Source organism: Streptomyces sp. CA-288835 (assembly GCF_050936385.1).
GTDB lineage: Bacteria > Actinomycetota > Actinomycetes > Streptomycetales > Streptomycetaceae > Streptomyces.
Genome location: NZ_JBNJMW010000001.1, coordinates 217051 through 232128 on the forward strand (window position 1 = coordinate 217051; position 15078 = coordinate 232128).

A 15078-nucleotide genomic window follows, 5' to 3' on the forward strand; every position below is an offset into this window, starting at 1 on the left:
CTGCCAGGCTTGGGGCGCGCGCTGCCGCGCCGATGCCGTAGCGGGATGTCGCCGCTTCGGCCCGCTGGGTGTGCTTCAGCAGGCCACTACGCCGAGCGGGGGCAACCGCTCGGAAACAGGAGAAGTCGATGGCTACCGCGCTGTCGGGTCACATCGACGACCGTGATGGTCCGCCGACAAGGCTAGAAGACTTCAGCCCAATGTGTCCATACTTTCTTCCGGGCCAGCCAGGCTATCGGCGTGTTGTGGAAAAAGTCGCGAAGGGCCCGAGCCCCGTCAGGACTCGGTGCCGTCTCCACCCCGGATTGGCGGGACGCAGACGGGTACGTGATCGCCGCCGCCTGACACAGATGGGCGGCGAGAGCGCCCAGAGGATCGGCCTGGCGCCGTTCAACATCCGGGACGCCGGCGACCTCAGTATCGGCCGCCGCCTCAGCCCCGCACGGCCCAGTTGCGCTGACCCTGAGGAATTGGCAGATCAGCGGGCCCAGGACGCCAACAAGCCAAGCCCATCGCGCGTCAGGCCAAGCGCTCCGCTCAGTGCCAACTATCCCGCTTTTATGCCAACTAGAAAGCCTCGTCACAGCCGCTCAGCGACGCACCCGCGGCATCCCCAGACCGATCCACGAGATGATTTCGCGCTGGATCTCGTTGTTCCCGCCGCCGAAGGTGAAGATCACGGCCGAGCGGTAGCCGCGCTCCAGCTCGCCATGGAGGACCGCGCCCGCCGAGCCCTCCTTCAGGGCTCCGGCCGCGGCGACGATCTCCATGAGCCAGGCGTACGCGTCCCGGCGCGCCTCGGAGCCGTACACCTTCACGGCGGAGGCGTCCTGGGGGGTGAGGGTGCCTTCCTGAACGGCGTTCACCATCTGCCAGTTGAGGAGCTTCATCGCGTCGAGCTTCGTGTGGGTCTGGGCGAGGCGGCGGCGCACCCAGGGCAGGTCGACGACGCGGCGGCCGTCGGCGAGCTTGGTCTCCATGGCCCAGCGCTGTACGTCGTGCAGGGCGCGGATGGCCATGGTGCCGTGGGCGGCGAGGGTAACGCGCTCGTGATTGAGCTGGTTGGTGATCAGCCGCCAGCCCTTGTTCTCCTCGCCGACGCGGCGGGAGACGGGGACGCGGATGTTCTCGTAGTAGCTCGCGGTGGTGTCATGCGAGGCGAGGGTGTTGATGAGGGTGCAGGAGTAGCCGGGGTCGGAGGTCGGTACGAGGAGCATGGTGATGCCCTTGTGCGGGGGCGCGTCCGGGTCGGTACGGACGGCCAGCCAGACCCAGTCGGCCGTGTCGCCGTTGGTCGTCCAGATCTTCTGGCCGTTGACGATGTACTCGTCACCCTCCCTGATCGCGCGCGTCTTCAGGGAGGCCAGGTCCGTGCCCGCGTCCGGCTCGCTGTAGCCGATCGCGAAGTCGATCTCACCGGAGAGGATCTTCGGCAGGAAGTACGCCTTCTGCTCATCCGTGCCGAACTGCATGATCGTCGGGCCGACCGTGTTCAGCGCCATCAGGGGCAGAGGTACGCCCGCCTGGGCGGCCTCGTCGAAGAAGATGAACTGTTCCATCGGGCTCAGCCCGCGCCCGCCGTACTCCTTCGGCCAGCCCACCCCGAGCCAGCCGTCGGAGCCGAGCCGGCGGATGGTCTCGCGGTAGAACCGCTTCTGCGCGGCCGGGTCGGCGTACCGGGCGTGCACGTTCTCCGGTACCAACTCGGTGAAGTAGGCGCGCAGTTCGGTGCGCAACTCCTGCTGCTCCGGCGTGTATTCGAGATGCACGGCGCCTCCTGGCTCCCACTGGCCTGCCGTTCCGGCCGCCCGGTCCTGACGGCGCACACCGTAGAACCTGTTTCAGAAATTGGGAACACACGGGAGGGTCGAACACAGAGGAAAAAGGCCCCCGGCCGAGGCCGGGAGCCTTTTTCCTGTTCAACGGCTCAGTGCGCGACGGCTGTAGCCCCCTCGGGCGGGGCGGCAGCCGTACGTGGAGCCAGCACGCGCTCCGCGAGGTACCCGAAGACCAGGCCGTACGCGGTCCACAGGGTCACCTGGATGGCGAGGGCGGCGAGCCGGTACTGCCACAGCAGGGTGCCGGGGAAGCCCTCCGGGACCATGTTGTACGAGGGCAGGAAGGCGTACGCCAAGCCCACGACGAGGACGAAGAAGGCTCCCGCGGAGAGAGTGGCGTTCCAGTTGCCCAGGCGTGGCGATAGGCGCTTGCCGAGGATCACCGTGCCGACGGCCAGCAGCACGCTGAGGACGACCATCAGGAAGTACAGCGTGGTCCGCTCGTTGAGGGTGTCGGGGTCGCCGACGGCGGGCGGGTTGGCGGGGTACTTCAGGAACGGCACGACGTAGACCGCGAGCAGGCCCGCGGTCGACAGCAGCAGCGCGCTCGCGCGCGGCCCGAAGCGGCCGATCCTGCCGAGTGCGAAGCAGTACGCGAGGGCGGCGATGCCGCCGAACGCGACGCCGTAGACGAGGACGCCGGTGCTCAGGCCGGCGGTGGACTGCATGGTGCGGCTGACGAGTTCCTCGCCGCCGTGCTCGTGGGCGTGGGCCTCCTCGAAGGCGATGGCCTCGTCGACGCGTGGTTCGCCGAGGAAATAGGCGACGACCAGGGCGAGCAGGCCCGCGGCGAGTCCCGCGAGCATGCCACGCACCAGGAGGTTTCTGACGGTTGCTGAATCCATGTGCTCGTACGCTTCCTCGTCGCCGTCAGTGGCAGGGGAAGCCGAGCAGATGGCGGGCGTCGTGCACCCACTCGTGCACTCCTTCACCGGAGAGCAGCGAGGTGGCGCCCTGCTCGGCGCCGACGAAGTAGAGCAGGACCAGCATCAGGATGCCGAAGAAGACCGCCCAGGGGGCGATCGCGCCGATCGGCAGCGTGGCCGGCACGGCGACCGGTGCGGCGGGGTTGGTTGCGCTCGGCTGAGCGACGGACTGCGCCATGTGGCAGGACCTCCTGGGGAACTCGCGTCCCATCTTGGTGGTGCACAGGACGACGGCCACGGGTCTGACTTACCCGGCCGAAACCGCCCCTGGTGGGTGGCGGTCGGTACGGGCTTACAGTGGCGCGACCGTGCCGGATCCTCACCGGCTTCCGTCGAACCGTCGTCAATTTCGACGTGACCGTACCGCGAAGCGGGGAGGCGGCCAAGGGCGCACGCGGTGCCGGAGCGTGCGCCGTTGTCCTGGTCACGCCCCAATTCCCGGTGCGGGCAAGGGCTTTGAGCGGGCGTTTGAGTACGAGAGTGGGCCGATGACCAGCCGAGTGATGTTGATCTCACCAGCGATCAGTGCCGCGTTGCGGGAGGCGCGTTTCGATGACGGATGCTCCCTCGACGCCTCCGGGCTGCGGCTCGCGGAGGCGGCCGCGGGTTCGCTGCCCGCTACGGACCGTGCCCTGGTCTCCCCAGGGGTGCGCTGCCGCGAGACGGCCGCCGCGCTCGGTCTCGACGCCGCGGACGAGCCGGAGTTGGCGGGACTCGACGTCGGTCGCTGGCGCGGCGCGAGCCTGGCCGAGGTGAGCGCCGAGGAGCCTGAGGCGGTCGCGCGCTGGCTGGCGGATCCGTCGTACGCCCCGCACGGCGGTGAATCCGTACGCGGATTGTGCGACCGGGTGGCCAAGTGGCTTGACGTGGCTGGGGAGTTCGAGGGCCGGACCCTCGCCGTTGTCGAGCCGGAGATCGTACGGGCCGTGGTGGTACGGGCCCTTGGTGCTCCGGAGCCGGCGTTCTGGCGGATCGACGTACCACCACTGACGGCGACGGAGCTCAGCGGGCGGGCCGGGCGCTGGAACGTACGGGTGGGCCGGGCGCTCGGGGACTGACGGGTGCGCCGAGGGCTGGGCGGCGGTCCGTCGCCTCGGGGTGGATGTCATCACAGCAACGCGGGCGCTCGGGTGCTGATGGGCGAGCCGAAGGCTGGGCAAGGGTCCGTCACCTCGGGGCGGCTGTCGCCACAGCCGGCTCGTCACCTCAGCTGGGCGAGGAACTCCGTGCACGCACGCGCGCAGTCCCGGCAGGCCTGTGCGCCCTCTTCGGCGTCCGGGTTCCGGTCGAAGACGTGCGCGGTCTCCAGGCAGACGGCGCGGCACCACTCGACCTGGGCGCGTGTTCCGGCCTCGTCCTGCCAGGTCTGCTCGGCCAGCACACGGCAGGTCGCGTCGCAGACCTCCGCGCACATGATGCTATTGCGCCGCAGCAGCTGCTGGTCTTCGGGACCGTCGAGATCGGCGAGACTCGCGCGCAGCGCACACACCCGCGCGCACTCGGTACACGCCTGCGCACAGGCGAACCGGTCCTCGAGGAAACGGACGAGTTCCTGCTGATCTGTCGCTGACACGCTGACCGAGTTGCCGTACGCCGCTTGGTCAAACCCGGCGGCGTCACCAAGAGGGCACGAGATCCGCCGTTCCCACCGGTGCCCAACCGCACTCGGCGATCGATACTTGACCCGCAGGCTTTGAGAGATCCAGGACGCGGCCACGGCTGCTCACCTCACCCGGAGGTACGGAATGAAGATGCTCATCAACGTCGCGGAGACGGTTGTCACGGACGCGCTGCGGGGCATGGCGGCCGCGCATCCCGAGCTGACCGTGGATGTCGAGAACCGGGTGATCGTACGGCGGGACGCTCCGGTCGCCGGGCAGGTGGGGCTCGTCTCCGGCGGTGGTTCGGGGCACGAGCCGCTGCACGGCGGGTTCGTGGGTCCGGGGATGCTGTCGGCAGCCTGTCCGGGAGAGGTGTTCACCAGCCCGGTGCCGGACCAGATGGTGCGGGCGGCCGCCGCCGTGGACAGCGGCGCCGGCGTGCTGTTCATCGTGAAGAACTACACCGGGGACGTCCTCAACTTCGACATGGCCGCGGAGCTCGCCGAGGACGAGGGCATCCAGGTGGCGAAGGTACTCGTCAACGACGATGTGGCGGTGACCGACAGCCTCTACACGGCGGGGCGGCGCGGCACCGGCGCGACGCTGTTCGTGGAGAAGATCGCGGGCGCCGCGGCGCAGGAGGGCCAGTCGCTGGAGCGGGTCGAGGCGGTGGCCCGTCAGGTCAACGAGAGCTCGCGCAGTTTCGGTGTCGCTCTGAGTGCCTGCACCACTCCGGCCAAGGGCAGCCCCACTTTCGATCTGCCGCCCGGCGAGCTGGAGTTGGGCGTCGGGATCCACGGCGAGCCGGGCCGTGAGCGGCGCGCGATGATGACGTCGCGGGAGATCGCGGACTTCTCGGTGAACGCGATCCTGGAGGACCTCAGCCCCAGGAATCCGGTGCTGGTCCTGGTCAACGGCATGGGGGCGACGCCGCTTCTGGAGTTGTACGGCTTCAACGCGGAGGTGCAGCGCGTGCTGACCGAGCGTGGTGTCGCCGTGGCACGCACCCTCGTCGGCAACTACGTCACCTCGCTCGACATGGCAGGAGCCTCGGTGACGCTGTGTCAGGTCGATGAGGAGCTGCTGCGGCTGTGGGATGCTCCGGTGCGTACGGCGGGCCTGCGCTGGGGCATGTGAGACCGGTCAACTCCCTTACCAGACAAGCACGATGACTACGCAAGCACCATGCGAGGAGATCCTGTGCTCGACGCCGACTTCTTCCGCCGTTGGATGACGGCGACCGCCGCGTCCGTCGACCGCGAGGCGGCGCGGCTCACCGCCCTCGACTCGCCCATCGGCGACGCCGACCACGGCAGCAATCTGCAGCGCGGCTTCACGGCCGTGACGGCCACGCTGGAGAAGGAGGCGCCGGGCACGCCGGGTGCCGTCCTCATGCTCTCCGGGCGGCAGTTGATCTCGACGGTGGGCGGTGCGTCGGGTCCGTTGTACGGCACTCTGCTGCGCCGTACCGGGAAGGCGCTCGGGGACGCGGCCGAGGTCAGCGAGGAGCAGCTCACGGACGCGTTGCGCACCGGCGTGGACGCGGTGATGCAGCTGGGCGGGGCGGCGCCCGGCGACAAGACCATGATCGACGCGCTGGTGCCCGCGGTCAAAGCGCTCGGCGAGTCCTTCGCAGCGGCGCGGGCTGCCGCCGAGGAGGGCGCTCTGGCGACCACGCCCTTGCAGGCCCGCAAGGGCAGGGCGAGTTATCTGGGCGAGCGGAGCATCGGGCACCAGGATCCCGGCGCCACCTCCTCCGCCCTGCTGATCGCGGCCCTCGAGGAGGCGGCCGGTGAGTGACGAGAAGCTGGTGGGGATCGTGCTCGTGTCGCACAGCGCCGCGGTGGCTGCCTCGGTCGCCGAGCTGGCGGTAGGGCTCGCGGGCGGCGGCACGACCGCGCCGGTGGCTCCGGCGGGCGGGGTCGAGGGCGGCGGCCTCGGCACCAGCGCCGAGCTGATCTCCGCCGCGGCCGCCTCCGTGGACCGCGGCGCCGGTGTCGCCGTACTCACCGACCTCGGCAGCGCGGTCCTCACCGTGAAGACCCTCCTCGCCGAGGGCGACGAACTCCCGGCCCACACCCGCCTCGTGGACGCCCCCTTCGTCGAGGGCGCGGTCGCCGCGGTCGTCACGGCCTCGTCGGGAGCGGACCTCGCGGCGGTGGAAGCGGCGGCTTCGGAGGCGTACACGTACCGGAAGGTGTGACGCGGCGGACGCGGAGGGGGCCGCTGGTCCGGTGACACCGCGTGGCGCGCCGTCCGAGTGCGCCGTACGGAGGACTCCGTCACCTGGCCGGGCCCGCCCCGCGTGCGGGGGCGGGGAAGGGCACGTTGGCTCGTCCCAGGGCAGCACGGGCGTTTCCCAACCCTCGGCGGCGCATGGGATGTACCGCCAACCGTGCCGCCGGAGGGCAGTCCAATGCGTACTACTCAGATGTTCGTCCGCGCCGGTCTGACCGTGGCGGCCTCCGCCGCGCTGCCACTGGCCCTCACCGCCGGGCCCGCTGCCGCGGTGAACACACAGATCACCGTGACCTCCAGTGGGTCCACGGTCCAGGTGAACACCACGTCGTGCCCGGGCGGCGGCGACGCCTCGCTGCTGTCCAGCGGACAGACGAACTTCGCCCAGGGGCGCCAGGTGGCGCTGTCCGGCACCAGCAGTCAGAGCGCCTCGTGGTCGGGCGTCAGCGCGGGCACGTACACCGTCATCGTGGTCTGCGAGAACGGCACGACGGCGGGCACCCAGTCCATCACCGTGTCCACGGGCACGAGCCCCACGATCTCCGCGACGGCCACCCCATCGCCCTCTCCGACGCCGACGCGATCGCCCTCACCTACGACCACGGCGACACGCGGGGTCATGGGCGGTACCGGCGGCTCCGCGAAGGACTACAGCACCGTCACCTACACGGCGGGCGGAATCCTGGTGGCGACGGGCGTCGGAGCCACGGCCTGGGTCCTGCGCCGCCGCGCCAAGCCCAACCGGCTCTGATCACAGCCCCGCCACCTCTGATCACACCGTCGACTCCCGGGAAGCGGGATCCTGCGCGGGCAGTCGCCCGAACTCCTCCAGCGCATGCGTCAGCCAGCCGGTCCAGAAGGTCTCCAGGTCGATCCCGGCGCGCAGGATGAGGTGCTGGAGCCGGTCCTGGGGCGTCTTGCTGCCGGGCGGGAAGTCCCGCTGCTGGATCTCCTCGTACTCCGCCAACTGCCGTCGGTGCAGGTCGAGATGGCGGCGCAGATCCGCCTCGATGCCCGCGGTGCCGACCACGGCCGCGGCCCGCAGGCGCAGCAGCAGCGGGTCGCGCAGGGGCTTGGGGTCCTGGGAGGCGGCGGTCCAGCGGGTGAGTTCGGCGCGGCCGGCGGGCAGGACCTCGTAGCTCTTCTTCTGCCCGCGGGCCGGCTGCTCGTCCGCCAGCGCCCGGATGTAGCCCTCGGCCTCCAGTTTGCCCAGCTCGCGATAGATCTGCTGATGCGACGCCGACCAGAAGTAGCCGATCGACCTGTCGAAACGCCGGGTCAGCTCAAGGCCCGACGACGGCTTCTCCAGCAGGGCGGTGAGGATGGCGTGCGGCAGTGACATGAATTCATCCTAGGTACGGCGCCGAAAGGCGATCCATTGGCTACAGCGCCGCCGCCAGCTCCGTGCCCTGCTTGATCGCGCGCTTGGCGTCCAGTTCGGCGGCCACGTCCGCGCCGCCGATGAGGTGCACGCTGCGACCGGCGGTGCGCAGCGTGTCGTACAGGTCGCGGCGCGGTTCCTGCCCGGTGCAGAGCACGATCGTGTCGACCGGCAGGACGGTGCTCTGCCCGGCGACGGTGACGTGCAGGCCTTCGTCGTCGATCCGGTCGTACTGGACACCGGCGATCATGGTGACGCCACGGTGCCTGAGCTCCGTGCGGTGGATCCAGCCGGTTGTTTTGCCGAGCCCGGCGCCGACCTTGGTGGCCTTCCGCTGCAGGAGGTGGACGGAGCGCGGCGACGCGGGCCGCTCGGGCGCCGCGAGGCCGCCGGGCGTGCGGTGGTCCATGTCGACGCCCCACTGCCGGAAGTACGTCGCCGGGTCCTCGCTCGCCTTGTCGCCGCTGTCGGTCAGGTACTCGGCGACGTCGAAGCCGATGCCGCCCGCGCCGAGGATCGCGACGCGGGCGCCGACGGGCGCGCTGTCGCGCAGCACGTCGAGGTAGCCGAGGACGCTCGGGTGGTCGACGCCAGGGATGTCGGGCGTGCGTGGGGTGACGCCGGTCGCGACTACGACCTCGTCGTACGCGGTGAGGTCGCCGTCAGTGACGTACGTGCCCAACTGCAGCTCCACTCCCCGCAGTTCGAGCTGCGTACGGAAGTAGCGCAGCGTCTCGTCGAACTCCTGCTTGCCGGGGACCTTGCGGGCCACGTTCAGCTGGCCGCCGATCTCGGGCGCGGCATCGTAGAGCGTGACGTCGTGGCCGCGTTCGGCGGCGGAGACGGCGCAGGCGAGTCCGGCGGGGCCCGCCCCGACGACGGCGACGCGCTTACGATGCCGGGTCGGCGAGAGGACCAACTCGGTCTCGTGGCAGGCGCGCGGGTTGACCAGGCAGGAGGTGATCTTGCCGCTGAAGGTGTGGTCGAGGCAGGCCTGGTTGCAGCCGATGCAGGTGTTGATGGCGTCGGGGCGCCCGTCCCGCGCCTTGTTGACGAAGTCGGGGTCGGCGAGCATCGGGCGGGCCAGGGACACCATGTCGGCGTAGCCCCCGGCGAGCAACTCCTCGGCGAGTTCAGGGGTGTTGATGCGGTTGGTTGTCACCAGCGGGATCGAGACGGCACCCATGACCTTCTTGGTCACCCAGGCGTACGCGCCCCGCGGCACCGAAGTCGCGATGGTGGGGATCCGCGCCTCGTGCCAGCCGATACCGGTGTTGATGATCGTCGCCCCGGCGGCCTCTACGGCCCGGGCGAGCGTGATCACCTCGTCCAGCGTCGATCCGCCGGGCACCAGGTCCAGCATCGACAGCCGGTAGATGATGACGAAGTCCTCGCCGACCGCCTCGCGAACCCGTCGGACGATCTCCACGGGGAAGCGCATCCGGTTCTCGTACGAGCCGCCCCAGCGGTCCTCGCGCTGATTGGTCTGGGTGGCGATGAACTCGTTGATGAGGTAGCCCTCGGAGCCCATGATCTCGACGCCGTCGTAGCCCGCCTGCCGGGCCAGGCGGGCGGTGCGGGCGTAGTCGTCGATCGTCCGCTCGACCTCGTCGTCGGTGAGCGCGTGCGGGACATGGGGGCTGATCGGGGCCTGGAGGGCGCTGGGCGCAACGAGGTCCTGGTGGTAGGCGTACCGCCCGAAGTGCAGGATCTGCATGGCGATCCTGCCGCCCTCGCGGTGCACGGCCTCGGTGATGACCGTGTGCTGCTCGGCCTCCGCCTCGGTCGTGAGCTTGGCGCCGCCCTCGTACGGCCGCCCCGCCTCGTTCGGCGCGATGCCGCCCGTGACGATGAGTCCCACTCCCCCGCGTGCCCGGGCCGCGTAGAACTCCGCCATGCGCTCGAAGCCGCGTTCCGCCTCCTCCAGGCCCACGTGCATGGAGCCCATGAGCACGCGGTTGGGCAGCGTGGTGAAGCCCAGGTCGAGCGGGGTCAGCAGGTGCGGGTAACGGCTCATGGGCCCCTCCGTGCGCGGTGTCGTGGGGTCTGTTGTAGACGAGGGGCCGAGCTTTTTGCAACTAGTTGCACGATGGCGGAGGCGTGATGTGACTAGGACCTCGTTCCGATGACGACCGTGCTGTACAGCTCCTCCGACACGGCCAGGCGCGGGGCGAGCCCGGCGTCGGCGAAGGCTTCGACGGCGACGGGTGCCTGGCGTTCGCTCGTCTCGACCAGGAGGATGCCGCCGGGGGCCAGCCATTGCGGGGCTTCCGCGGTCACCCGGCGCAGGGTGTCGAGCCCGTCGCCTCCGCCGTCGAGCGCCACGAGGGGTTCGTGGTCGCGGGCCTCCGGGGGCAGGAGGCCGACCTCTTCGGTGGGGACGTACGGGACGTTGGCGGCCAGGATGTCGACGCGACCGCGGAGGCCGCGCGGCAGCGGCTCGAAGAGGTCGCCCTCGTGGACGTGGCCGCGCTCGCCGACGTTCCGGCGGGCGCAGCGAACAGCGGCCGGGTCGATGTCGGCGGCGTGCAGCTCGGCGCCGGGGAGGGAGGCGGCGAGCGCGGCGGCCATCGCGCCCGAGCCGCAGCACAGGTCCACGACGACGGGGGCCGGGGCTTCGGGGGCCGACGCGAGGGCCTGCTGGACCAGGAACTCGGTACGTCGGCGCGGCACGAAGACGCCCGGCTCGACGGCGATGCGCAGACCGCAGAACTCGGCCCAGCCCAGGACGTGTTCGAGGGGCAGGCCCGCGGAGCGGCGGTCCACCATGGCGGTGAGTTCGGCCGGGGTGCGGGCGGTGGAGACGATCAGCCGCGCCTCGTCCTCGGCGAAGACACAGCCCGCGGAGCGGAGTGCGGCGACGACAGTGGCGTACGAGGCGGAAGGAATGGAGGAGTTGGGCATGGAAGCCGAGAGCCTTTCGGGAACCCGAAGAGTGCTCTCCCGGTCACCTGGCGGCGGTGAACCCCTGAGGCGAGAGCACCCGAGCTGACACAGCGGTAATGGGGCTCACCTCCTCGTTCCCTGCACGGCTGGGGCGGTCCGCAGCCGGACGGCAACATTACACGGGGCCCGGCTGGCGCCACGAGGCCCTCCGGGCTCAACCGCGGGGCGCCTATGGGGGTGGTGGGTTTGGGTTCGCAGGCGAGTGCGGGTGGTCAGTGGCTGGTCGCGCCCACGCGGCGGAGCCGCACAGTGTTACGGCCCCGCGCCCCTGAAGGGGCGCGCACCGCCGCCCCATATCCGCTCAGCCGCCGATCTCGATGACGATCTTTCCGCGGGCGTGGCCGTCCTCCACCAGCCGCAGTGCCTCCCCGGCGCGGGACAAGGGGAATGTCTGCGTGACGAGGGGGTTCAGCTTGCCGTCGGCCACAAGGCGGGCTACCTCGTCGAGGATCGCGGCGTTGCGGGCCCGGGTAACGGGGGCGCCGCCGAGGCGGCCCACGATGTCCTTGCCGCCCGCCGTGATCAACTTCGAGCGGTCGGTGAGGAGTTCGGCCGCCGCTTCGAGGACTTCGCCGCCGATCAGGTCGTAGACCGCGTCTACGCCGTCCGGTGCGGCGGCCCGTACGCCGGCCACGAAGTCCGGGCCCGAGAGCACATGCACGGCGCCGAGCGACTCGACGAAGTCCTTCTTGCCCGCACTGGCCGTGCCGATCACCTTCACCCCGAAGGCGCGCGCGATCTGGGTGGCCGCCACGCCCACGCCACCGCCGGCACCCGTGATCAGCAGGGTCGAGCCGGCGGGCAGGTCGAGCTGACGGATGCCGTCATACGCCGTCGCCCCCGCGACCGGCAGAGCGGCCGCGTCCGTGAAGGAGACCGAGTCGGGCTTGTGGGCCGTCATCGCGACGGGGAGCTGGGTGTACTCGGCGTAGCCGCCGCCGACCGGGTTGCCGAACACCGCGTCACCCACCGTGAAGCCGGTGACTCCCTCGCCAACCTCCTCGACCACACCGGCGGCCTCGTTGCCGAACACCGCAGGCAGCTCGCGCGCCGTCTGGCCCGGGCGGGCGTAACCGTTGCGCTGCTTGTAGTCGACGGGGTTCACGCCGGCCGCCCGTACGGCGACGAGGAGTTGACCGGGAGCGGGGCTCGGCCGGTCCTGGTCGACGAGGGCCCCGGTCTCCGGACCGCCGAACCGCGTGAAGACGTACGCCTTGGGCATCTGCTTCCTCTTTCTCCACCGGGTTGCTGCACCTGGCTGCGCCTGCTCAGCTCAGCATGCCGGGAAGATCGCCGGGCGGCTATTCCCGACCCCATTCCCCGTGCGGGCGCCGGGTACCGTGGACCGATGCATGTCACCCGAGGCTTCACCGGACGCCCGCGCGTCCCCAACTCCGGGCTGCCGCCCGGTCAGTACGACGCGGGCGACGACTGGCCGGTCCTGTCCGCCGAGGTCACGCCCGAACTGGCGCCCGCGGACTGGACGTTCACCGTCGACGGGCTGGTGGCCGAGCCGTGCACCTGGTCCTGGGACGAGGCGCACGCGCTGCCGGCATCCGCGTACGAGGGCGACATCCACTGTGTGACGAGCTGGTCGAAGTTCGGGGTGCGCTTCGGGGGTGTGTCGCTGGACGCGTTCCTGGATCTCGTACGCCCGGGCCTGGAGGCGACGCACGCGGTCGCGTACTCCCACACCGGGTACACCACCAACCTCCCGCTGGCCGATCTGACCGGCGGGCGCGCCTGGATCGTCTGGGAGTACGGCGACGAGCCGCTGCCCGCGGAACACGGCGGTCCGGCACGGCTGCTCGTACCGCATCTGTACTTCTGGAAGAGCGCCAAATGGATCGCGGGCCTCAGGCTCCTGGACCATGACGAACCTGGTTTCTGGGAGCAGAACGGCTACCACCACCGCGGCAACCCCTGGGAAGAGCAGCGCTACTCCGGTGACTGAGACGACCGAAGACCTTTGCGTGACCGGGACGTTCACGCCCCCGACCCGCTTCGCGGTGCCCGGCCGCATCGCCGTGAACTCCGACACGGCGACGACCTGGCAGCGCGCCACGCTCACCGAGATCCGCCGCGAGACCCCGCGCGCGGCCACCTTCCGGTTCGCCGTGCCCGGCTGGCGCGGCCATGTGCCTGGCCAGCACGTGATGCTGCGGCTGACTGCGGAGGACGGTTACACCGCCCAGCGGCACTATTCGATCGCGTCGCCGCCCGACGATGCCGGGCATATCGAGCTGACGCTGGACCATGTCGAGGGCGGCGAGGTGTCGGGCTGGTTCCATACCGTCGCCGAGCCGGGCGACCAGGTCGAAGTCCGTGGCCCGGACAGCGGTTTCTTCGCCTGGACCGGCGACCGGCCCGCGCTTCTCGTTGGCGCGGGCTCGGGTGTCGTACCGCTGATGTCGATGGTCCGCCACCACCGGGCGCGCTCACTGTCCGTGCCACTGCGCCTGCTCGTCTCGGCGCGTGGGCCCGAGGAGTTGATCTACGCGTCGGAGTACGGCTCCGAGACCACGCCCGTGTTCACGCGCAGCGCGCCGCCCGGCGTGCCGGTGGGGCGCCTGTCTGCCGCGCAGGTGGCGGCGCTCGTGGCCGACGTGCCGGACGGCGGGTGGGAGGCCTATGTGTGCGGGTCCAACGGGTTCGCCGAGCATGCGTCGCGGCTCCTCGTCGAGGCGGGTCAGCCGGTGGACCGTATCCGGATCGAACGGTTCGGCTGAGGCTGGTCGGCGGGCGCTGAGCGGCCTTATTGGCGTCCGGTGCGGTACCGGGCCCGCTTGAGGGCCGCGGGCCGCGACATGGGCGTGCGGAACTGCGCCCGCTTGAGCGGGCCGCAGGCCCTGATAGGGGCGCGGGGCTGTATCAATTTGCGGCTCCGCCGCGCGGGCGCGACCAGCCACAACGAACCCGTGGCTTCGAACTGCACCTCCAGCGGAGCGCAAAGCGGCCTTGGTGAAGTCCGGTGCGGTACAGCGCCGCTTGAGGGCCGCGGCCCCGACGGGGCGCGGAACTGCGCCCGCTTGAGGGGCCGCGGGCCCCGATAGGGGCGCGGGGCTGTATAAATTTTGCGGCTCCGCCGCGCGGGCGCGACCAGCCACAACGAGCCCGCAGATGCCGAACCGCCTAACCAGCGGAGCTAGTCGTGCGGGACCACCGCGACCGGGCAAGCACAGTGGTGGATCACGAAGTGGGCCACGCGGCCGAGGCCCGGGCCGGAGGTGGCGCGGCCGAGGACCAGCAGGCCCGCCTGGATCGACGCCTTCAGCAGGTGGTGGCCCGCGAGGCCGTACGCCACCTCCTCGAGGACGGGCGTCTCCGGGAACTTGTGGCGCCACGGCTGCAGAATCACCGACAGGGAACGGCGGTTGGCGTCCTCCAAGCCGGCCGTGTCGTCCAGCGTTCGCGTGCCGACGGCGTAGCCGGACGGCGGTGGCAGCGTCCAGGCGTGCACGACGTGGAGGGGCGCCGCGCGGATGGCGGCCGCATCGAAGGCGTAGCCGATGAGGCTGTCGGCCGGGTGCAAGAGGTCCAGGCCGAGGACCACCGGCAGGTACGGGGCATGGGCCGGCGGTGTCGCCTCGTCGACGGGCACGCGTTCGTCCTCGGGGAGTTCTCCCGCGCGCACCAGCACCACCGGCCGCTCAGCGCGGGAGGCCACGGCGCGCGCGACCGAGCCGACCGGGAAACCGGCGACGTCGCTGAAGCCGCGGGAGCCGAGGGCCAGCGCCTCCGACTCCGCTGCGGCGGCCAGTAGCGCCGGCACCGCCGGGGTGTCGGTGCGACGGGCCATGATGTCCAACGCCGGGTGGGCGTACGCGAGTTGGACGGCGGCGCGGTCGAGCGTCACGCCGGACGGCTCGCCGTCCGGCGGCGACGCGGGGTCGGGGCCGGCCTGCAGCAGGCGCAGCGCGAGGTGACGGCGCTGAGCCTCGCGGGCCGCCCAGTCCGCGGCGTCCAGGCCGGCGCGGGAACCGTCGATGCCGACGGTGATGGCCCGGGTGTCCTTGCTCATGGCTCGCGCCTTTCCTCGTACCGGCCCGGGTTCCACGCGGGGCGCGTATCAGTCGTGCGCGGGCGGATGCGCCCCGGCGCGTGCACCGGCCGCGACGGGATGGCGACTCAGAGGGTCCGTTCGGCGC

At 71.1% G+C, this 15078-nt stretch carries 16 protein-coding genes and 1 riboswitch; of the genes, 7 read left to right on the forward strand and 9 right to left on the reverse strand.

Annotated elements, in window-relative coordinates:
- Positions 1 to 590: 590 nt before the first annotated feature.
- The 3 genes from ACQEVY_RS01040 to ACQEVY_RS01050 form a co-directional block, all read right to left on the reverse strand.
- Positions 591 to 1769, reverse strand: coding sequence for an acyl-CoA dehydrogenase family protein (locus tag ACQEVY_RS01040; RefSeq protein WP_432943779.1), 1179 nt, complete (start codon positions 1767 to 1769; stop codon positions 591 to 593).
- Positions 1770 to 1927: 158 nt separating this feature from the next.
- Positions 1928 to 2683 (reverse strand): CbtA family protein, encoded by a 756-nt coding sequence (locus ACQEVY_RS01045; RefSeq protein ID WP_432943781.1) that lies wholly within the window; start codon positions 2681 to 2683, stop codon positions 1928 to 1930.
- A gap of 25 nt (positions 2684 to 2708) precedes the next feature.
- Positions 2709 to 2942 carry a CbtB domain-containing protein gene (locus ACQEVY_RS01050; protein WP_432943783.1) on the reverse strand — a complete coding sequence of 78 codons (234 nt, stop codon included), beginning with the start codon at positions 2940 to 2942 and terminating at the stop codon, positions 2709 to 2711.
- A gap of 37 nt (positions 2943 to 2979) precedes the next feature.
- A riboswitch (cobalamin riboswitch) is annotated at positions 2980 to 3121 on the reverse strand.
- A 131-nt stretch (positions 3122 to 3252) separates the two neighbouring features.
- Here ACQEVY_RS01050 and ACQEVY_RS01055 point away from each other — a divergent pair.
- Positions 3253 to 3822 (forward strand): histidine phosphatase family protein, encoded by a 570-nt coding sequence (locus tag ACQEVY_RS01055; protein WP_432943785.1) that lies wholly within the window; start codon positions 3253 to 3255, stop codon positions 3820 to 3822.
- Between the two features lie 143 nt (positions 3823 to 3965).
- On the opposite strand, the gene ACQEVY_RS01060 is transcribed toward ACQEVY_RS01055, so the two are convergent.
- Complete coding sequence (locus tag ACQEVY_RS01060) at positions 3966 to 4337, reverse strand: four-helix bundle copper-binding protein (RefSeq protein ID WP_432943787.1); 372 nt, start codon at positions 4335 to 4337, stop codon at positions 3966 to 3968.
- Between the two features lie 172 nt (positions 4338 to 4509).
- Here ACQEVY_RS01060 and dhaK point away from each other — a divergent pair, with 172 nt between their 5' ends.
- From dhaK to ACQEVY_RS01080, 4 genes are all read left to right on the forward strand, one after another.
- On the forward strand, positions 4510 to 5502 hold the full coding sequence (gene dhaK, locus ACQEVY_RS01065; protein ID WP_432943789.1) for a dihydroxyacetone kinase subunit DhaK: 993 nt from the start codon (positions 4510 to 4512) through the stop codon (positions 5500 to 5502).
- 63 nt (positions 5503 to 5565) lie between these two features.
- Positions 5566 to 6165 carry a dihydroxyacetone kinase subunit DhaL gene (gene dhaL, locus ACQEVY_RS01070; RefSeq protein ID WP_432955003.1) on the forward strand — a complete coding sequence of 200 codons (600 nt, stop codon included), beginning with the start codon at positions 5566 to 5568 and terminating at the stop codon, positions 6163 to 6165.
- Positions 6158 to 6568, forward strand: a complete 411-nt coding sequence (locus tag ACQEVY_RS01075; RefSeq protein WP_432943791.1) for a PTS-dependent dihydroxyacetone kinase phosphotransferase subunit DhaM — start codon at positions 6158 to 6160, stop codon at positions 6566 to 6568. Before dhaL ends, ACQEVY_RS01075 begins: the two co-directional genes overlap by 8 nt.
- Before the next feature lie 213 nt (positions 6569 to 6781).
- A complete protein-coding gene (locus ACQEVY_RS01080; RefSeq protein WP_432943793.1) occupies positions 6782 to 7354 on the forward strand; it encodes a hypothetical protein in 573 nt (190 codons plus the stop codon).
- Between the two features lie 21 nt (positions 7355 to 7375).
- Here the strand turns inward: ACQEVY_RS01080 and ACQEVY_RS01085 are convergent, their stop codons facing one another.
- The 4 genes from ACQEVY_RS01085 to ACQEVY_RS01100 form a co-directional block, all read right to left on the reverse strand.
- Entirely contained in the window at positions 7376 to 7945 is a 570-nt protein-coding gene (locus ACQEVY_RS01085; RefSeq protein WP_432943795.1) for a PadR family transcriptional regulator, read from the reverse strand.
- A gap of 40 nt (positions 7946 to 7985) precedes the next feature.
- A complete protein-coding gene (locus ACQEVY_RS01090) occupies positions 7986 to 10001 on the reverse strand; it encodes an FAD-dependent oxidoreductase (RefSeq protein ID WP_432943797.1) in 2016 nt (671 codons plus the stop codon).
- A gap of 92 nt (positions 10002 to 10093) precedes the next feature.
- A complete protein-coding gene (locus ACQEVY_RS01095) occupies positions 10094 to 10888 on the reverse strand; it encodes a putative protein N(5)-glutamine methyltransferase (protein ID WP_432943799.1) in 795 nt (264 codons plus the stop codon).
- Positions 10889 to 11231: 343 nt separating this feature from the next.
- Positions 11232 to 12152 (reverse strand): quinone oxidoreductase family protein, encoded by a 921-nt coding sequence (locus tag ACQEVY_RS01100; protein ID WP_432943801.1) that lies wholly within the window; start codon positions 12150 to 12152, stop codon positions 11232 to 11234.
- Between the two features lie 126 nt (positions 12153 to 12278).
- Here ACQEVY_RS01100 and ACQEVY_RS01105 point away from each other — a divergent pair, with 126 nt between their 5' ends.
- Positions 12279 to 12884, forward strand: a complete 606-nt coding sequence (locus ACQEVY_RS01105; protein WP_432943803.1) for a sulfite oxidase-like oxidoreductase — start codon at positions 12279 to 12281, stop codon at positions 12882 to 12884.
- 19 nt (positions 12885 to 12903) lie between these two features.
- Positions 12904 to 13659, forward strand: a complete 756-nt coding sequence (locus tag ACQEVY_RS01110) for a ferredoxin reductase (RefSeq protein ID WP_432955004.1) — start codon at positions 12904 to 12906, stop codon at positions 13657 to 13659.
- Between the two features lie 416 nt (positions 13660 to 14075).
- Here the strand turns inward: ACQEVY_RS01110 and ACQEVY_RS01115 are convergent, their stop codons facing one another.
- A complete protein-coding gene (locus ACQEVY_RS01115; RefSeq protein WP_432943805.1) occupies positions 14076 to 14951 on the reverse strand; it encodes a universal stress protein in 876 nt (291 codons plus the stop codon).
- Positions 14952 to 15078 lie beyond the last annotated feature (127 nt).

Excerpts from the sequence above, each read along its gene's own strand:
- ACQEVY_RS01045 (WP_432943781.1), bottom strand. The coding sequence starts at position 2,683 with ATGGATTCAGCAACCGTCAGAAACCTCCTGGTGCGTGGCATGCTCGCG.
- ACQEVY_RS01050 (WP_432943783.1), bottom strand. The coding sequence starts at position 2,942 with ATGGCGCAGTCCGTCGCTCAGCCGAGCGCAACCAACCCCGCCGCACCG.
- ACQEVY_RS01055 (WP_432943785.1), top strand. The coding sequence starts at position 3,253 with ATGACCAGCCGAGTGATGTTGATCTCACCAGCGATCAGTGCCGCGTTG.
- dhaK (WP_432943789.1), top strand. The coding sequence starts at position 4,510 with ATGAAGATGCTCATCAACGTCGCGGAGACGGTTGTCACGGACGCGCTG.
- ACQEVY_RS01080 (WP_432943793.1), top strand. The coding sequence starts at position 6,782 with ATGCGTACTACTCAGATGTTCGTCCGCGCCGGTCTGACCGTGGCGGCC.
- ACQEVY_RS01085 (WP_432943795.1), bottom strand. The coding sequence starts at position 7,945 with ATGTCACTGCCGCACGCCATCCTCACCGCCCTGCTGGAGAAGCCGTCG.
- ACQEVY_RS01090 (WP_432943797.1), bottom strand. The coding sequence starts at position 10,001 with ATGAGCCGTTACCCGCACCTGCTGACCCCGCTCGACCTGGGCTTCACC.
- ACQEVY_RS01095 (WP_432943799.1), bottom strand. The coding sequence starts at position 10,888 with ATGCCCAACTCCTCCATTCCTTCCGCCTCGTACGCCACTGTCGTCGCC.
- ACQEVY_RS01100 (WP_432943801.1), bottom strand. The coding sequence starts at position 12,152 with ATGCCCAAGGCGTACGTCTTCACGCGGTTCGGCGGTCCGGAGACCGGG.
- ACQEVY_RS01105 (WP_432943803.1), top strand. The coding sequence starts at position 12,279 with ATGCATGTCACCCGAGGCTTCACCGGACGCCCGCGCGTCCCCAACTCC.
- ACQEVY_RS01115 (WP_432943805.1), bottom strand. The coding sequence starts at position 14,951 with ATGAGCAAGGACACCCGGGCCATCACCGTCGGCATCGACGGTTCCCGC.